Consider the following 14,212-nt stretch of genomic DNA (forward strand, 5'->3'; position numbering starts at 1 on the left):
GACCGCTACGGCAGCCCCGTCGCCGCCTGGAACTTCTGGCAGAACAACCACTGGTACTAAACCACCAGCGGAAACACACCAGCACCACACGAAGACGCCCGGCCGGGAATCCCCGGCCGGGCGTCTCCGCGTTGGCGCGCGCGCCGGTCAGGCCCCCCGCGCCGCGAGGGCGGTGCGGATGCGGGCCGCGTGGGCGGGGGCGTCCGCGGGGTCGAGCGGGGCGTGGCCGACCAGCAGGCGGTACCAGAAGGGGCCGTAGACGAGGTCGGTCGCGTGCGCGAGGTCGAGGTCCTCCGCGAGTTCGCCGCGGGCGGCGGCCCGGCCGTAGACCTCCGCCAGGACCTCGCGCCGGGTTTCGATCCAGGCCCGGAACGGTTCGGCGAAGGCGGGGTCGAGCTGCGCCTCGGCCATCAGTCCGCGCAGCGCCTTGGCGCGTGCGGGGTGGTGGGCGATGGCGTAGAGGTCGCGCAGGAGCGCCGTGAGATCGCCCGTGAGCGTCCCGGTGTCGGGGGAGGGGACGCGGTGGGCGGTGGTGCGGGTGTACGCCTCCATGACGAGGTCGCCCTTGGTCTTCCACCACCGGTAGATGGTGCTCTTGGCCACGCCGGACCGGCGGGCGACCCCCTCGATGGTCAGGGCGCCGTAGCCGCCGGATTCGAGGAGGTCGGTCGTCGCGTCGAGGACGGCCTCGTGGGCCTCGTCGTTGCGGATCCGTCCACCGGTGCGTGGTGAGGGGTTGGTTGCCACGGCGACAGCGTAGTCAGGGCGGGCAGGGTGCTGGACCCGCAGGGGGCGCCGTGCTACTTTTATCGAAACGCTCCGTAGCGTTTTGAAATCTCGAGGCTCAAGGGGGAGACATGGGCAAGATCGTGATCGCGCACGGGTACGGGATGCGCGGCGGGGACCACTGGTACCCGTACCTGTCGGAGGAACTGCGGGCCGCCGGGCACGAGGTCCGGGTGCCGGACTTCCCGGACCCGGAGGCTCCGGAGGCCGGGGCGTGGCTGAAGGCGCTGGGGGAGGAGGCCGTGGGCCGGCCCGCCGACACCGTGCTCGTCGGCCACAGCCTGGGCGGGGTGAACCTGCTGAGGCTCCTCCAGGAGCACGACACCGAGGCCGAGGGGCCCTATGCGGGCGCGGTGTTCGTGGCCTCGATGTCCGGCGAGGTGGGGTACGACGCGCTCGCCGGCTTCTTCGAGCCGGAGTTCGACTGGGCGCGCATCCGGGCGGCCGCGAGGGCCTTCAGGGTGCTGCACGCGGCGGACGACCCGGTGACGGGCGCCCGCACGGGCGAGCACGTCATGCGCTTCGTCACCGAACTGGGGGCCACCGCCACGCTGACGCCGTCCGGCGGGCACTTCCCCAGCACGGGCGGGATGCGCCGGGAACTGCCGGAGGCCCTGCGCCTGGTGGCCGAGCTGCTCCCGTAGCGGAGGGCCCGTCCTCGCGGGGCGGCGTCCCGCACCCGGCGCGCTCGGTGGGTGCGGCTCCGCGATTGGCCACTTCGGGCCTGTCCGGGGCGCGCAACGCCTTCCGCGGCCTGGCCCGTGACACGGACGTGGCCCCCGCCGACGCGCGGTTCTAGGCCGGGCGCCGCCGCAGCCCCCCCATGCCGGGGGGGGCCGTGACGACTACTTCTGCACGACGACGACGGCGTTGCCGACCTTGCGCTCGGTGGGGGCGCTCGCCGTCCAGCTGTCCATGGGGCGGTTGTACAGGGTGCCGTTGGCGATGAGGGTGGTGTCGCCGCCGATGCCGAGGCTGAGCGCGTCCTTGGCGCCGAGCCACTTCATGACCTCGGCGGCTTCCTGGACGGTGACGCCGACGCTGGTGGCGGGGTCACGTCCGTCGATGGTGACCAGCAGGAGTTCGCCGGCCGCGGTGACGCCGGCGAGGGTGCGGGGGTGCCGTTCGATGACGGCTCGGGTGGGGGTGCCGTACACGGCGTCGTGCATGCCGTTGGCCACCGTGTTGACCATGACCTCGCCGTCGCGGACCAGGGCGGGGCCGCCGCCCGCGACCGCGGACAGGGTCGGGCTGGTCACCGGCCTGCCCTGGGAGTCGGTGATGCCGGTGCCGGGTTTGAAGGCCTGGCCGACGACGGCGTGCGCGCGGAGCCAGTCCGCCCCGGCGCCGATGCCCTGCATGACCCTGGCGCCCGCGGGGATGGGCCCGCCAGCCGGACGTATCTCCTTGACGCTCCAGTTGCCGTCCATGACCACATCGACGCCGCCGGTCGCCTCCGGTCGCGGCGGCGGGGTCGACGCCCCCCACTCGGGCCGGAAGACCACGACCTCGTCGTCCGCGACGCACATGATCCCGCGCCACGGCCTGGCCTCGGGATTCGCGCCCTTGCCGTCGAGGCGGCGGTCGTCGCCGGTTCCGCCGCAGCCCCGGATCCGGCCGGGCACGCGGTTGATGCCGTCGACCTGGCGCACCTCGCCGTCGGGAGCCGTCACCTGGGTCCTGGAGGTGATCTCGTCGACGCGGACCCGGCCGCCCGCACCCTCCAGGAGCAGGGCGGTGCGGCCGTTGTTCGCCTCGCTGAGAAGGCTGTTGCCCTGGACGTACAGGCCCTCGGGGTCGCCGTCGTGGCCCGAGAAGTTCTCGTTGCCCGGCGAGTCGATGTCGAACTCGGACCCGTTGACCGCGACCAGGGCTCCGGCCGCCGCGGCCATGTCGCGGACCGACTGCGTCGTGCGGATGTCCTGTCCGTGTACGGCCTTGAAGGCGACGGCCGCGGTGGGGTCCACCGTGACGACCCGTACCTGCCACGGCCCGGTGCTGGGGAAACCGTCCTGGGCCGTGTAGACGGTGCGGGCCGAGTGGCCTGCGGACTCCAGCCGGCCCTTCAGCCGGTCCGCGTCGGCGCGGCCGTTCGGGTCGAACTGCCCGACCCGCACCCTGTGTTCGTATAGGAATCCGCCGCCCCCCGTCAGGACGGGCACCTGCCAGGAGTCGACCCGGCCCGTGAACCCCTGGGCGGCCAGGTCCCTGACCAGGGCGTCGGCGTACGTCCGGTTGCCGAGCTGCCAGCTCTTGCCGCCCGGGCGCGGGATCTCCAGCTCGACCGACCACAGGTCCGAGGCCTGGCCCTGGACGAACTTCCGGTACGTGACCCCGGGCGCCAGGGTCTGGGGGGCCTGCGCGACGGTCTGGAGATCGGCGGGCCCCAGCGGCATGTGCTGTGCCGCGCCGCTCGAATCGTCCGCCGCGGCCGACGCGCCGGGCGGCAGCACGGCCAGGGAAGCGAGTGCGACGGCGGCCGCGAGGCCGCGAGACGGTCTGGGCAAGACACTCCTCAGGTGGAGGGAACGGTGCTGCGGGCGAGGACCGTGCGGGGGAACCCCCCCAAGATTCAACCACAATTGATAATCAGTCATCTGTGGTTGATGTCAAAAATCCCTGTCCGGGAACCCGAGCGGAGTGATAGACAGCCGCAGTGGAACACGAACGCGAACTCGAACACTCCGACCTGCTGAGGCTGATCGACGAACGGTCGGCCGCCTTCCGTGCCGCCGTCGCCACCGCGCCCGACCTCGGCGCACAGGTGCCCGGCTGTCCCGAATGGACCCTGCTCGACCTCGCCCGGCACCTGGGCGGGGGAGACCGGTTCTGGGCCGAGATCGTCGGTGCGGGGCCCGCCGCCGGGCCCCCGGCCGAGGCGGTCGCGGCGCGCGCCGCGCTGGTCGTGCCGCGCGAGCGGGAGGCGCTGTCGGCCTGGCTGGAGGAGTCGACCCGGGCGCTGCTGGGCGCCCTGCGGGAGGCGGGTCCGGAACGGGGGTGCTGGACGTGGTGGGGTGCGTCGCAGTCGCCGCGGACCGCCGGCGGCGTGGCACGCCACCGGGTGCAGGAGACCGCGGTGCACACCTACGACGCCCAGCTCACCGCGGCCGCCCCGCAGCCGCTGCCGCGGGACGTGGCGCTCGACGGCGTCGACGAGTTCCTGTCCACCTGCGTCGCGACGAGCGGCGCCTGGCCGCACAAGCCCACCGCCTTCGACTTCCACGCCGCCGAGGGCCGCTCCTGGCGGCTGACCGTCGACGGCGACGGCGCACGGGCCCGCCGTCTGCCCGCCACCGCCGCTCCCGGCGAAGAGCCGGAGGCGGCCGGTGTCTCCGTCCACGGCACGGCCGGAGAACTGATCCTCTTCGTCTACGACCGCATCCCGGCCGGCTCCGTACGGATCGACGGGGACGCGGGCCTCTTCGACCTGCTCCGCGACTGGGAACCGGAAGAGTAGGAGCATCCATGGCCGTGCCCGCCGGAGAACCCCCCACCCGCCCCGCGCACGAGGCCGCGCACGCGCCCGTCGCGTGTCCGTGCTGCTTCCACCGAACGCTGGAGCGCCGTGCGGACTTCGAGATCTGCCCGGAGTGCGGATGGGAGGACGACGGGCAGGACGACGAGGACGCCCACCTCGTCCGGGGCGGCCCCAACGGCCGCCTGAGCCTGGCGCGGGCCCGGCTGGACTACCTGGAGGAGGCCGCCGGGGAATCCGGCGCGTCCTTGGCGCACGGCGGCGAGGGGCTGTGGCGGTCGGAAGCCCGCCGCCAGGTCCCGGACGAGGTCGGCCGGGGGAGTGGCCGGCCCCCGGATGCCCGCGGCGTGCCGGACGGCGCGCCGTCCGTCCGTGAGACCGTGGGCCCGGAGGACGACGCGTGCGGGACTCGGGGAAGGGAGCCGCGATGACCGGTCTGCGGATCCGTATCGACGGCCACGACCTGCCCGGCCTCACCTGCCCTGCCGGGGCGCCCGCCGACGCCGGCGGGGAGGTGTACCGCAACGTCCACGTCGCCGTCCAGCACCGGAACCCGCGCGCCGGCCTCCTCGACCCGTACCCCGGCGACGCCGCCCGCGCCACCTGGACCCTGGAGTGCACCACGGCCCCTTCCGCCTCCGGCACGGACGTCAGGGGCCCCTACGTACAGGGCCGGCCGGGAGGCAGGTTCGTCTACCTGTCCTGGGGCACCGTCGAGGAGTCCGGCGCCTTCACCATGTTCCGCCGGGCGAAACTCCTCCTCGACGCAGTCCCCGCCGAGACCCTGCACGACGCCGCCCGCGGCGGGCTGCTGGTCGGACGCCTCGGCCTCACGGACGCCCTCGGCCACCCGCTGTGCGCGCGGGTCGTGCCCCCGCGCGTCCTCTGGACCGCCGAAGCCGTCGACCGGGACCACCGCCTTTGATCAGCCGTCCGGACGAGGACGCGCGTCCGCTGGAAGGGGAGGGCGGATGGACCCGTCGAACGACCCGTCGAACGGCCCGTGGCGCGAGCCGGTCTGGATGGTGGCCGCGAACGTGGTGGCATGGCGCCGGTGCGGGCCGGGAGGCCGGGAGCTGCGCCCCGGCACGAAGAGCTTCAAGGGCGGGGCGAAGGTGTACGTGGCCGACGCCTACTGGGGCCCGGGGGGTGACCGCATCACGTCCGTGGGACGCGAGCGGCACACCGGACGGTGGATCGTGATCGACATGGCGACGCGCGACCTGTACGGCTTCCGGCCGAAACTCGTCCACACGCCGCGGGTCCTGGAGCGGCTGCAAGAGGCCCGACGGGCAAGCGGGTTCGGCTCGGCGGACTACGCGGCGGAGGTCTCCGCGGCGCTGGAGCGGTACGCGTCCCTCTACCGGGCCGAGATCGCGCCGAACGCCCCGCACCCGGACCGGTGCCTGTGTCACGCCTGCCTCACCGGCGAAGCGGGGTGAGGCGTGCCGCCGTGCTCCGCACTCCCCGGCCCCGCATAGCGGCGGACGGCAACGGTCAGGCCGCCGCCGCGGTGTCCGAAGCCACCACGTCTAGCACCGGATGCACCCCGCGAACCGGCGCGCACGCTCCTTGGGGGGCGACTCCGAACGGTATCCGTGCAGATGCGTTACGTCCTCTTTCTGCATAGTTTGGCCGTGCGTACAGAAAGATCGCGTACGTCCGGTCCCGCCCCTGTGAGAAAGGCCTCCCATGAAGCGCTTCCCCGTGATCGGCGTGCTCTGCGTCAGCGCGGCGCTCGGACTCGCAGCCTGCTCCGACAACAGCAACGACAACTCGGCCGCGGAGCAGGCCACCAAGGCCGCCGCCGACCTGTGCACGGATCTGAACGCCCTCAAGGCGGACAACGCCAAGCTGAAGGCCCTGAACCCGACCTCCGCGACCAAGGACCAGGTCAAGGACGCCTACGACGCCGTCCAGAAGGACTGGGGGAACGTCAAGAGCAACCTCGCCAAGATGAAGCAGGCGGAGCAGGACGCGGTCAAGGACGCCGCGGAGAACCTGAAGAAGGGCTACGAGGCCCTGCCCGGCGACACCACCGGCAAGGACGCGCTCACCAAGCTCCAGCCGCAGATCCTGAAGCTGGACGAGGCCTCCACGGCCGCCTCGACCGGTCTCAAGTGCTGACGGCGGACCACCCCGCTCTGCGCTGAGCTGCCCTTTTCGACGGTTAGGGTGGCCTCATGACCGTGCTCGCATATGAAGACTTCGGCACCGGACGCCACCGGGAAGCCTCGCTGATCCGGCACGCCCTGGGCAGCGTCCACGACGAGGAGCTCGTGGCGGGCCTGGCCGGCGGCGTCGGCTTCATGTACTTCGTGTTCGAGTACGAGGGCAGGCTGCCCATCCTCACGATCGTGGCCCAGGCCCACCCCGAGCCGTGGGTGCAGGTCGCCCTCGGCCGCCTCGGGGTTCCCTACGAGGCCACCCGGGCGATGAACCCCCGCTGGGGCCGGGTCCGGGCCGCGCTCGACGCCGGGCAGCCCGCCTTCTGCGTGGTCGACCGCTCCGCCCTGCCCTGGCACGGCTCCGACCCGGACGCCGAGATGACCGGCACCGACCCGTACACCGTCGTCATCGCCGGGTACGACGGCGACGACCTGCTGGTCGAGGACGGGGCCGAGACCCCGTACCGGATCGACCGCGAGGAGTTCGGCGCCGCCTGGACCGCGCACCGCAAGGGCCGCCACCAGCTGATCGTGCCCACCGGGCCGCCCGAGGGCGAGCCCGACGTGGCGGGGGCGATCGCCTCCACCGTCACGCACCTCACCGGCCCGGTCCTGGGCAACGCGTTCGACGTCAACTTCGGCTTCAGCGGCATGGAGAGGCTCGCCGCGCAGCTGCGCGACGGCAGCACCGCCGCCGGCTGGGAGCGCCGGTTCGGCGGTACCCCGGAGGCGCTCCGCGCGGGCACCGGGCGGCTGTACGCCTGCCTGGAGGAGGAGTGGACCGCCCCGGGCGCGACGCGGCCGCTGTACGCCGACTTCCTCGACCTCGTCGGCCGCGCGGAGGCCGCCGCGCTGTTCAGGGAGTCCTCCGGGCACTGGTCGGAGCTGGCCGCACTCGCCCGGGACACCGCCCCGGACGCCGGTCCGGGTGAGCGCCGGGCCCTCTTCGACGCGTGCGCGCGGCAGGTGGACCGCTCCCTGGACCTGGAACGGCAGGCCGTCCGGTCCCTGGCGGGCTGACGCGGCGGCGGCGGTGGCGGCGGACCGGCCGGGCCTGGCCCGGCCGGCCCTGCCGGGCTCCTGCCGCGACCCTTGACGGATGGTCTGGACCAAACCTACGTTGAGGCGGATCACTCCCGGTCATTCCGGCCTGCCCGCACGTCCGCCCCCCGGGTGCGGACGGCGCGAAGGGAGCACCTCATGATCCGTCGGACCCTCCGCCTGCTCGGCCTCGGCCTCGCCGCGGCCCTGCTCGCCCCGTTACCCGCCGCGGCGGCCGGCCCGCCGCATCCCGGCCCGCTCGCACCCGACACCTGCGCCGTACGGCCGAAGCCCTCCGGCAAGGTCCTCCAGGGATACTGGGAGAACTGGGACGGCGCCGCCAACGGCGTCCACCCGCCCCTCGGCTGGATCCCCCTCACCGACGCCCGTATCCGCGCCCACGGCTACAACGTCGTCAACGCCGCGTTCCCGGTGATCCGTTCGGACGGCACCGTCCTGTGGGAGGACGGCATGGACAGCACCGTGAAGGTACCGACCCCCGCCGAGATGTGCCAGGCCAAACAGGACGGCCTGACCGTGCTGATGTCCATCGGCGGCGCGGCCGCCGGCATCGACCTCGGCTCGGCCGCGGTGGCCGACCGCTTCGTCGAGACCATCGTCCCCCTCCTCAAGAAGTACAACTTCGACGGGATCGACATCGACATCGAGACCGGCCTCGTCGGCTCCGGCAGCATCGGCCGGCTCTCCCCGTCCCAGGCCAACCTGATCCGCATCATCGACGGCGTACTCGACCGGATGCCCGCCGGATTCGGCCTCACGATGGCCCCCGAGACCGCCTACGTCACCGGCGGCAGCGTGGCCTACGGCTCGATCTGGGGCGCCTACCTGCCCATCGTCAAGAAGTACGCGGACAACGGCCGGCTGTGGTGGCTCAACATGCAGTACTACAACGGCAGCATGTACGGCTGCGCCGGTGACTCCTACTCCGCGGGGACCGTCGCGGGCTTCAAGGCGCAGACGGACTGCCTCGACCGGGGCCTCGTCGTCCAGAACACCACGATCAAGGTGCCCTACGACAAGCAGGTCCCCGGCCTTCCGGCCCAATCCGGCGCCGGCGGCGGCTACATGGGCCCGGGCCTGGTCTCCCAGGCGTGGAACTCCTACGGCGGGCGGCTCAAGGGCCTGATGACCTGGTCGCTCAACTGGGACGGGTCCCGGAACTGGACCTTCGGCGACAACGTACGGACCCTCCAGGGCCGTTGACGCCGGGGCCGGTGCCGCCGAGGGCCGGTGAACCGCCCGTGGCGGTGGCGCACGTGTTCGCGAGCCCCCTGTGCGGGTGATCCCTGCCCGTCCCGGTCCCGTGCCGGGGCGGGTGTGCGGGATCATGGGGGGTGGAACGCGGGCCGGACGTGGAGAGGGCACCTTGATGGAGGTGGAGCACAAGACGCAGACGGCCACGGTCGCGGGGCTGCTCGCGGCGGTGGCCGAAGGGCAGAGCGGGGCCCTGTGGCGGCTGCGGGGCGACGACCGGCAGCTCGACGCCAACCTGGTGCGGCACCTGCCCGGCACCGGCGGCGCGCAGTACACCGAGGACGAGGTCGACGTGATGCTGGTCGTCGTCTCCGGAACGGGCATCCTCACCCTGGACGGCGCCCAGTCGCACCTGTCCGCCGGCTTCCTGGCCCTGCTGCCGCGCGGCTCCGCCCGGGCGCTGCTGGCCGGGCCGAAGGGCCTGGTCGTGCTGACCGTCCACCGCAGGCGCCGGGGGATGAGCATCGCGCCCGCAGCCGGCGCCTCCGCCGCCCCTGCCGCTCCCGCCGCCTCCGCGCCCCCGGAGTGCGCCGTGCACCTGGTCTGTGTCCAGTGCCACCGGCACGCCATAGAGGTCGACGCCCGCTACTGCACCGGCTGCGGCACCCGGCTGCCCGCCCGCCCCGCGGCCGGCTGACGGCGCGCCGGCCGAGGAGCGCCCCAGCCGTCCGCGGCCGTGACGGCCCCCCCGGGATCCCCGGGCCGGGCTCATCCCTCGTCGAGCGGGACGCCCAGCCCTTCGGCCAGCGCGGTGAGGGTCGCTCCGAGCGGCAGCGCGACACGGGTGACGGCCTGCGCGTCGCCCCGGGTCCGGTCCCGGTTCACGATCAGCACCGGCTTCCCCTCCCGGGCCGCCTGGCGGACGAACCGGAGCCCGGACATCACCGTCAGCGAGGAGCCCAGGACCAGCAGCGAGGACGCCTCCCGCACCAGCCGCCGGCAGTGCTCGACGCGCGCCGGCGGAACGCTCTCGCCGAAGAACACCACGTCCGGCTTGAGGACCCCGCCACAGCGCGCGCACGGCACCACGCGGAAGTCCCCGACCTGCTCCCGGGTGAGGTCGGCGTCCCCGTCGGGGTTGATCCCCGCCGCCACGGGCGCGAAGCCCGCGTTCGCCTCCTCCAGTCGCCGCGCCAGCTCACGGCGCGGGCTGAAGGCCCCGCAGGACAGGCACACGACCCGCCCCAGGCTCCCGTGGAGCTCCACGACGTCCTCGCTGCCGGCGGCCTGGTGCAGCCCGTCGACGTTCTGGGTGATCACACCCGAGAGCAGCCCGTGCCGCCCGAACGCGGCCACCGCCCGGTGCCCGGCGTTGGGCAGGGCGCGGCCGAACGAACGCCAGCCGAGGTGGCCGCGCGCCCAGTACCGCTGCCGGGCCCCGGCGCTCGCGGTGAAGTCCTGGTAGGTCATCGGGGTGTGGCGGCTCAGGCTCCCGCCCTCGCCGCGGTAGTCGGGGATGCCGGACTCCGTGGACAGGCCCGCCCCGCTGAGCACCAGCACGCCGCCGGCGCGCAGCGCGTCGGCGACCGGCCGCGGGTCGGTGGTGCCCGGCGGCGGCTCCTCGGTGGGGGTCCAGTCCAGGGTGGGACGCGTACGCATGCCTCCAGGGTACGAACCCGCCCGGCGCACGGGTACGGCGTGCCCCGGCCGGTTCGCCGCGGCACGCCGTGATCCGGTCCGCGGCGGTTCCCGTACGGGGTGGGTGCGGGAACCGCCGCGGGGGATCAGCCGTGGTGGTGGTGGCCCCGGCGGCCCCACGACTCGGTGTCGACGACGTTGCCGCGGGCGTCGCGGAGCGTGGCGGTGTCGCGCTCGTCCCAGATCTGCCGGCGGCGGTCCTGGTAGACGTCGTGGCGGCTGTCGCGGCCCTTGCCGGTGTGCACCCTCACGGCGGAACCGCCGTCCAGGCGCAGGTCGTTGAAGCGGTAGCGGTTGCCCTGCTGGTCGGTGAGGGTGTAACCGCGCAGGTTGACGGGGTTGCGGCCGGTGTTCTTGACCTCGACCCACTCGCCGTTCAGGGCGCGGTTGTCCTGGCCGCGGCCGGCGTTCTCGACGTCACCGATGACGACGGGGGAGTGCGCGCCGTGGTGGCCGTGCCGGTGGTCGTCGGCGGCCGCGGCCGGCACGGCGGCGGCACCGATCAGGGCGCCCACGGCCAGGACGGCGGCGAGAGTACGACGGGTGGCGACGGAAGCGGACATGCGGATGGCTCCTTCAACGGGCGGCACGGCACGGCCCCGTACGGGCCGGACGGGCTCCGAGCAGTTCCCGGCGTCCTGCCGAGGAGCCACACTCTGGTGCCCGATCACCCCTGAAACCGGTGGAGACATGACGTATTGCTCAATCTAGACATTTCTATGACTCTCCCTTGTGAGGGGCGTGCGGATAAGGTCGACGACGATGGAGGGCCGGTCACCGCCGTGGTGACGGGCGGCGGGCGGACGAACAGGAGGCCCACGTGGGCATGCGCAGCACCGCGCGGACGGAGGCGGGCGCCGTCCGCGACATCACCCCGCGGGGAACGGTCGACCTGCGGGGCGGGACGGACACGGGCATACGCCTGTCCTATCCGCGGGACGCGGTCGTCGTCATAGCCGGACTCCCGGGCAGCGGGAAGAGCACCCTGCTGCGCGCGTGGGCCCCCGCCGCGGCCGTCCTCGACCCGCGCGCCACCCGCGCCGACTGCGAGGCGGCCCTGCCCTCCTGGCTCCCCTACGCCCTGTACCGGCCCCTGGCGCGGCTGCACCACATGCGCCGGATACGCACGGCCATGCGCGGCCCGGAGCCGCTGCTCATCCACGACTGCGGCACCCGGACCTGGCTGCGCCGCTGGCTCACCCGCAGCGCCGGGCGGGCGGGGCGGCCCGCGCACATGGTCCTCCTCGACGTCGGGTCCCGCGAAGCCCTCTCCGGCCAGCACGCCCGCCGCCGCCTGACGTCGCCCCGCGTCTTCGCCACCCACGAACGGGGCCTGGCGGCCCTCCTGTCCGGCATCGGGGAAACCGCCCCGCCGGGGGCCACGGGCTTCACCTCCGTGGTCCTCCTGGACCGCCGCCTGCGCGACACCTCACCCCGCGCCCGCTTCACCGACCCCCGGGTACCTGCACAGGCGACCGCCCCCTAGGCGAACGGATCCTCCCGCAGCCGAAGCGGCCGGGCCAGGGCCCGCTCGTACGCGGCCCGCTCGAAGACGTACGGCCCCACCGGCCGGACGGCCTCGACCAGGGGTTCCCGCAGGTCCGTCCCGTCCACCCGGACGCCCCACCGGCGGTTCACCCCGTACGTGAAGAACCCGATCCTCATCCGGCCCCGGCGGCCGTGAGGTCGGCGAGTACCTCGCGGGCCGCGCGCGCCCCCGAGGCCAGCGCTCCCTGGAGCGATCCCGTCGCGCGGTGGTCCCCGCACACGTAGCGGCCCGGGGCGAGGCGGCTGGTGCGGGTGAGGGGCAGGGGCGGGCGCATCGCGGGCAGCGCGCCGCGCACCGTGACGCGGTGCACGGGCTCCCAGGTCCCGGTGTCCGTGCCGTACGCCTCCGCGAGGGCGGAGACGACGGCGGCCTCCTCCGCCGGACCCGGGGCGCCGAGCACCGAGGTCGACACCAGGGCCCTGCCGTCGGCGGAGTAGCCGGGCTGGACCTCGGTGAGGACGCACGAGTTGAGGAACCGGCGGCGCGCGTCGACCAGCAGGGTCGGCTCGGGCAGCGGGGAGCGCTCGGCCGCGTGGTACAGGGTGGTGACGGTCCGGCCCTCGGCCGGCGGGAGCCCCGGCAGCAGGCGGGCCGCCGCACCGGCCCCGGCGGCGACGACCACGGCCCGCGCCCGCAGCTCCCCGCCGTCGAGCACCACACCGCCCGGCGTCAGCCCGGAGACCGGCGACGACGTGCGCACCACCCCCGGGGCCAGGCCCGAGGCGAGCTGCGCCGGCACGGCGCCGATGCCGTCGCGGGGCAGACAGAGGGTGCCGCGCAGCATGCTGCGCCAGACCAGGTGGAAGAAGCGGGCGGAGGTCTCCAGGGAGTCCTCCAGGAAGACGCCCGACAGGAAGGGCCGGAAGAACGTCTCGACGAACTCCTCGGAGAAGCCCGCGTCGGCCAGGGCCCTCCCGGTGCTGACGTCGGGCCGCGCCCGCATCCGTGAGGCGGGCGCGAGCAGGGCGCGGGCCGACAGGGCGCCGAAGGCCAGCACGTCGCGCGGCTTCACCCGGCCGCCCGTCAGGAGGCCGACGCCGTCGCGCGGGCGCCGGGTGGGATCGGCGAGCCGCAGCCGGCCGGAGTCGGTGTGCACCAGCACCCCGGGCGTGAACGGCCGCAGGAACAGGGCGGGCAGCTCGAACCGGCGCCTGACCTGCGGATAGCAGGTGTTGAACACCTGGAAGCCGCGGTCGGCCGTGAAGCCCGCGACCCGGTCGGTGCGGATGCGTCCGCCCACCGTGTCCTCGGCCTCCAGCAGGCGCACCCGCAGTCCGGCCGCCCCGAGGTCCGACGCGCACGCCAGCCCCGCCGCCCCCGCCCCGACGACCACCACGTCGTACCGGTCGTCCCGCGCCTCGGCCATGAGCGCCCTCGCCTTCCCGCCCGACTCGGGCTGCCGCCAGGCTACGCGCGGCCGTCCGCGCGGGGAGCAGGGACGCGCCGCCCGCCCTCGCCCGCGGTCAGCCCGTCCCGCGCAGCAGCCGGCGCCGGCGCGGGCGCTCCGTCCACAGGCAGGCGACGGCGAGCACCGTCACCGCGGCCGCCGCCCAGGTCGGCCACACCGCCCAGGAGGCGGCGACGGCGGCCACGAGCTGCAGCAGGACGAGCCCGACGGTGACCGCCCCCGGCACGGGGACGATCACCTGGTTCTTGTCCCCGGGCGTGGCGAACACCGTCGGCAGCCCGATCAGCAGCACCACCGAGGCGACCGCCGCCGCCACCGACCAGGAGGCCAGCGCCCACGGCGCGGCCACCCACGCGCACAGCTCCGTCGCGAACCGCAGCGCCGACGCCACATCGGCGCGCCCCTTCGTCCCCGCCTCGTACACCATGTCGGACATCCCCCTCAGGCCGTGCTCCGTGCCGCGCCGCGGACACTGTACGGGCGGCCCGGCGCGGCGGCCGAGGGTGAACCCGTACGCCGGACGGCGGCGCGCGCGGCCGCCGCCGGTGGCGGTCCGCCCGGCCGCGCCGCAGGCTCGAGGCGGGGACGAGCGCGAGCGAAGGGCGGCCGCCGATGCCACGAGCCGACGAACAGGGCCTGACGACGCGCCCGGCCGGGCCGGCGGATCAACGCCGGGGCAGGGTCGGACGGCTGAGGTCGGTGGTCCTGCGGACCAACCTGCTCCCCGCGTTCCTGGTCCTGACGGTCATGATGGTGGCCCTGTGGCTCACGGGCATGCCCTTCCTCCAGGCCCTGACGGTGTCCACCGGCATGAAGGTCGCCCTGGCCCTCCTCACCCTCCGCCGCCCGGCCCCGCCCTCCTAGCCGGCGAA

18 protein-coding genes are annotated in these 14,212 nt (G+C 74.5%); 11 read left to right on the forward strand and 7 right to left on the reverse strand.

The annotated features are described in order from the left end of the window. Positions 1-147: 147 nt before the first annotated feature. The gene (locus AB0O29_RS15470) at positions 148-747 is read right to left on the reverse strand and encodes a TetR/AcrR family transcriptional regulator (RefSeq protein WP_365151775.1); all 600 of its coding nucleotides are present in this window, start codon (positions 745-747) and stop codon (positions 148-150) included. Between the two features lie 110 nt (positions 748-857). Between AB0O29_RS15470 and AB0O29_RS15475 the strand changes: the two genes are divergently transcribed. Next, the gene (locus tag AB0O29_RS15475; RefSeq protein ID WP_365151777.1) at positions 858-1,430 is read left to right on the forward strand and encodes an alpha/beta fold hydrolase; all 573 of its coding nucleotides are present in this window, start codon (positions 858-860) and stop codon (positions 1,428-1,430) included. Positions 1,431-1,631: 201 nt separating this feature from the next. Here the strand turns inward: AB0O29_RS15475 and AB0O29_RS15480 are convergent, their stop codons facing one another. Continuing rightward, on the reverse strand, positions 1,632-3,293 hold the full coding sequence (locus AB0O29_RS15480) for a phosphodiester glycosidase family protein (RefSeq protein ID WP_365151778.1): 1,662 nt from the start codon (positions 3,291-3,293) through the stop codon (positions 1,632-1,634). Positions 3,294-3,442: 149 nt separating this feature from the next. Between AB0O29_RS15480 and AB0O29_RS15485 the strand changes: the two genes are divergently transcribed. The 8 genes from AB0O29_RS15485 to AB0O29_RS15520 all read left to right on the forward strand — a co-directional run bounded on the left by AB0O29_RS15485 (position 3,443) and on the right by AB0O29_RS15520 (position 9,382). After that, positions 3,443-4,243 carry a maleylpyruvate isomerase family mycothiol-dependent enzyme gene (locus tag AB0O29_RS15485; RefSeq protein ID WP_365151780.1) on the forward strand — a complete coding sequence of 267 codons (801 nt, stop codon included), beginning with the start codon at positions 3,443-3,445 and terminating at the stop codon, positions 4,241-4,243. Between the two features lie 8 nt (positions 4,244-4,251). Further along, positions 4,252-4,692 carry a CPCC family cysteine-rich protein gene (locus AB0O29_RS15490; protein WP_365151782.1) on the forward strand — a complete coding sequence of 147 codons (441 nt, stop codon included), beginning with the start codon at positions 4,252-4,254 and terminating at the stop codon, positions 4,690-4,692. Then, positions 4,689-5,186: a DUF5990 family protein gene (locus AB0O29_RS15495; protein WP_365151784.1), complete on the forward strand. Its 498-nt coding sequence runs from the start codon at positions 4,689-4,691 to the stop codon at positions 5,184-5,186. The genes AB0O29_RS15490 and AB0O29_RS15495 overlap by 4 nt, the downstream gene beginning before the upstream one ends. Before the next feature lie 46 nt (positions 5,187-5,232). After that, positions 5,233-5,703, forward strand: a complete 471-nt coding sequence (locus AB0O29_RS15500; protein WP_365151786.1) for a hypothetical protein — start codon at positions 5,233-5,235, stop codon at positions 5,701-5,703. A gap of 250 nt (positions 5,704-5,953) precedes the next feature. Further along, positions 5,954-6,388 (forward strand): hypothetical protein, encoded by a 435-nt coding sequence (locus AB0O29_RS15505; protein WP_365151788.1) that lies wholly within the window; start codon positions 5,954-5,956, stop codon positions 6,386-6,388. A gap of 56 nt (positions 6,389-6,444) precedes the next feature. Further along, positions 6,445-7,449: a BtrH N-terminal domain-containing protein gene (locus tag AB0O29_RS15510; RefSeq protein WP_365151790.1), complete on the forward strand. Its 1,005-nt coding sequence runs from the start codon at positions 6,445-6,447 to the stop codon at positions 7,447-7,449. 183 nt (positions 7,450-7,632) lie between these two features. Further along, on the forward strand, positions 7,633-8,694 hold the full coding sequence (locus AB0O29_RS15515) for a chitinase (protein ID WP_365151889.1): 1,062 nt from the start codon (positions 7,633-7,635) through the stop codon (positions 8,692-8,694). A gap of 172 nt (positions 8,695-8,866) precedes the next feature. After that, on the forward strand, positions 8,867-9,382 hold the full coding sequence (locus tag AB0O29_RS15520; protein ID WP_365151792.1) for a hypothetical protein: 516 nt from the start codon (positions 8,867-8,869) through the stop codon (positions 9,380-9,382). Positions 9,383-9,453: 71 nt separating this feature from the next. On the opposite strand, the gene AB0O29_RS15525 is transcribed toward AB0O29_RS15520, so the two are convergent. Together AB0O29_RS15525 and AB0O29_RS15530 are read right to left on the reverse strand one after the other, a co-directional pair. Beyond that, on the reverse strand, positions 9,454-10,344 hold the full coding sequence (locus AB0O29_RS15525) for an NAD-dependent protein deacetylase (protein ID WP_365151794.1): 891 nt from the start codon (positions 10,342-10,344) through the stop codon (positions 9,454-9,456). Between the two features lie 125 nt (positions 10,345-10,469). Then, positions 10,470-10,946: a lamin tail domain-containing protein gene (locus AB0O29_RS15530; protein WP_365151796.1), complete on the reverse strand. Its 477-nt coding sequence runs from the start codon at positions 10,944-10,946 to the stop codon at positions 10,470-10,472. A 263-nt stretch (positions 10,947-11,209) separates the two neighbouring features. Between AB0O29_RS15530 and AB0O29_RS15535 the strand changes: the two genes are divergently transcribed. Beyond that, positions 11,210-11,869 (forward strand): AAA family ATPase, encoded by a 660-nt coding sequence (locus AB0O29_RS15535; protein WP_365151798.1) that lies wholly within the window; start codon positions 11,210-11,212, stop codon positions 11,867-11,869. On the opposite strand, the gene AB0O29_RS15540 is transcribed toward AB0O29_RS15535, so the two are convergent. From AB0O29_RS15540 to AB0O29_RS15550, 3 genes are all read right to left on the reverse strand, one after another. After that, positions 11,866-12,048: a hypothetical protein gene (locus AB0O29_RS15540; protein WP_365151799.1), complete on the reverse strand. Its 183-nt coding sequence runs from the start codon at positions 12,046-12,048 to the stop codon at positions 11,866-11,868. The genes AB0O29_RS15535 and AB0O29_RS15540 overlap by 4 nt on opposite strands. Continuing rightward, positions 12,045-13,298 (reverse strand): NAD(P)/FAD-dependent oxidoreductase, encoded by a 1,254-nt coding sequence (locus tag AB0O29_RS15545; protein ID WP_365151801.1) that lies wholly within the window; start codon positions 13,296-13,298, stop codon positions 12,045-12,047. The genes AB0O29_RS15540 and AB0O29_RS15545 overlap by 4 nt, the downstream gene beginning before the upstream one ends. 97 nt (positions 13,299-13,395) lie before the next feature. Beyond that, positions 13,396-13,776: a hypothetical protein gene (locus AB0O29_RS15550; RefSeq protein ID WP_365151803.1), complete on the reverse strand. Its 381-nt coding sequence runs from the start codon at positions 13,774-13,776 to the stop codon at positions 13,396-13,398. Between the two features lie 176 nt (positions 13,777-13,952). On the opposite strand from AB0O29_RS15550, the gene AB0O29_RS15555 reads away from it, so the two are divergent. Next, positions 13,953-14,204, forward strand: coding sequence for a hypothetical protein (locus AB0O29_RS15555; protein ID WP_365151805.1), 252 nt, complete (start codon positions 13,953-13,955; stop codon positions 14,202-14,204). Positions 14,205-14,212: the final 8 nt, after the last annotated feature.

The organism is Streptomyces sp. NPDC089915 (genome assembly GCF_040684675.1).
Classification (GTDB): Bacteria; Actinomycetota; Actinomycetes; order Streptomycetales; family Streptomycetaceae; genus Streptomyces.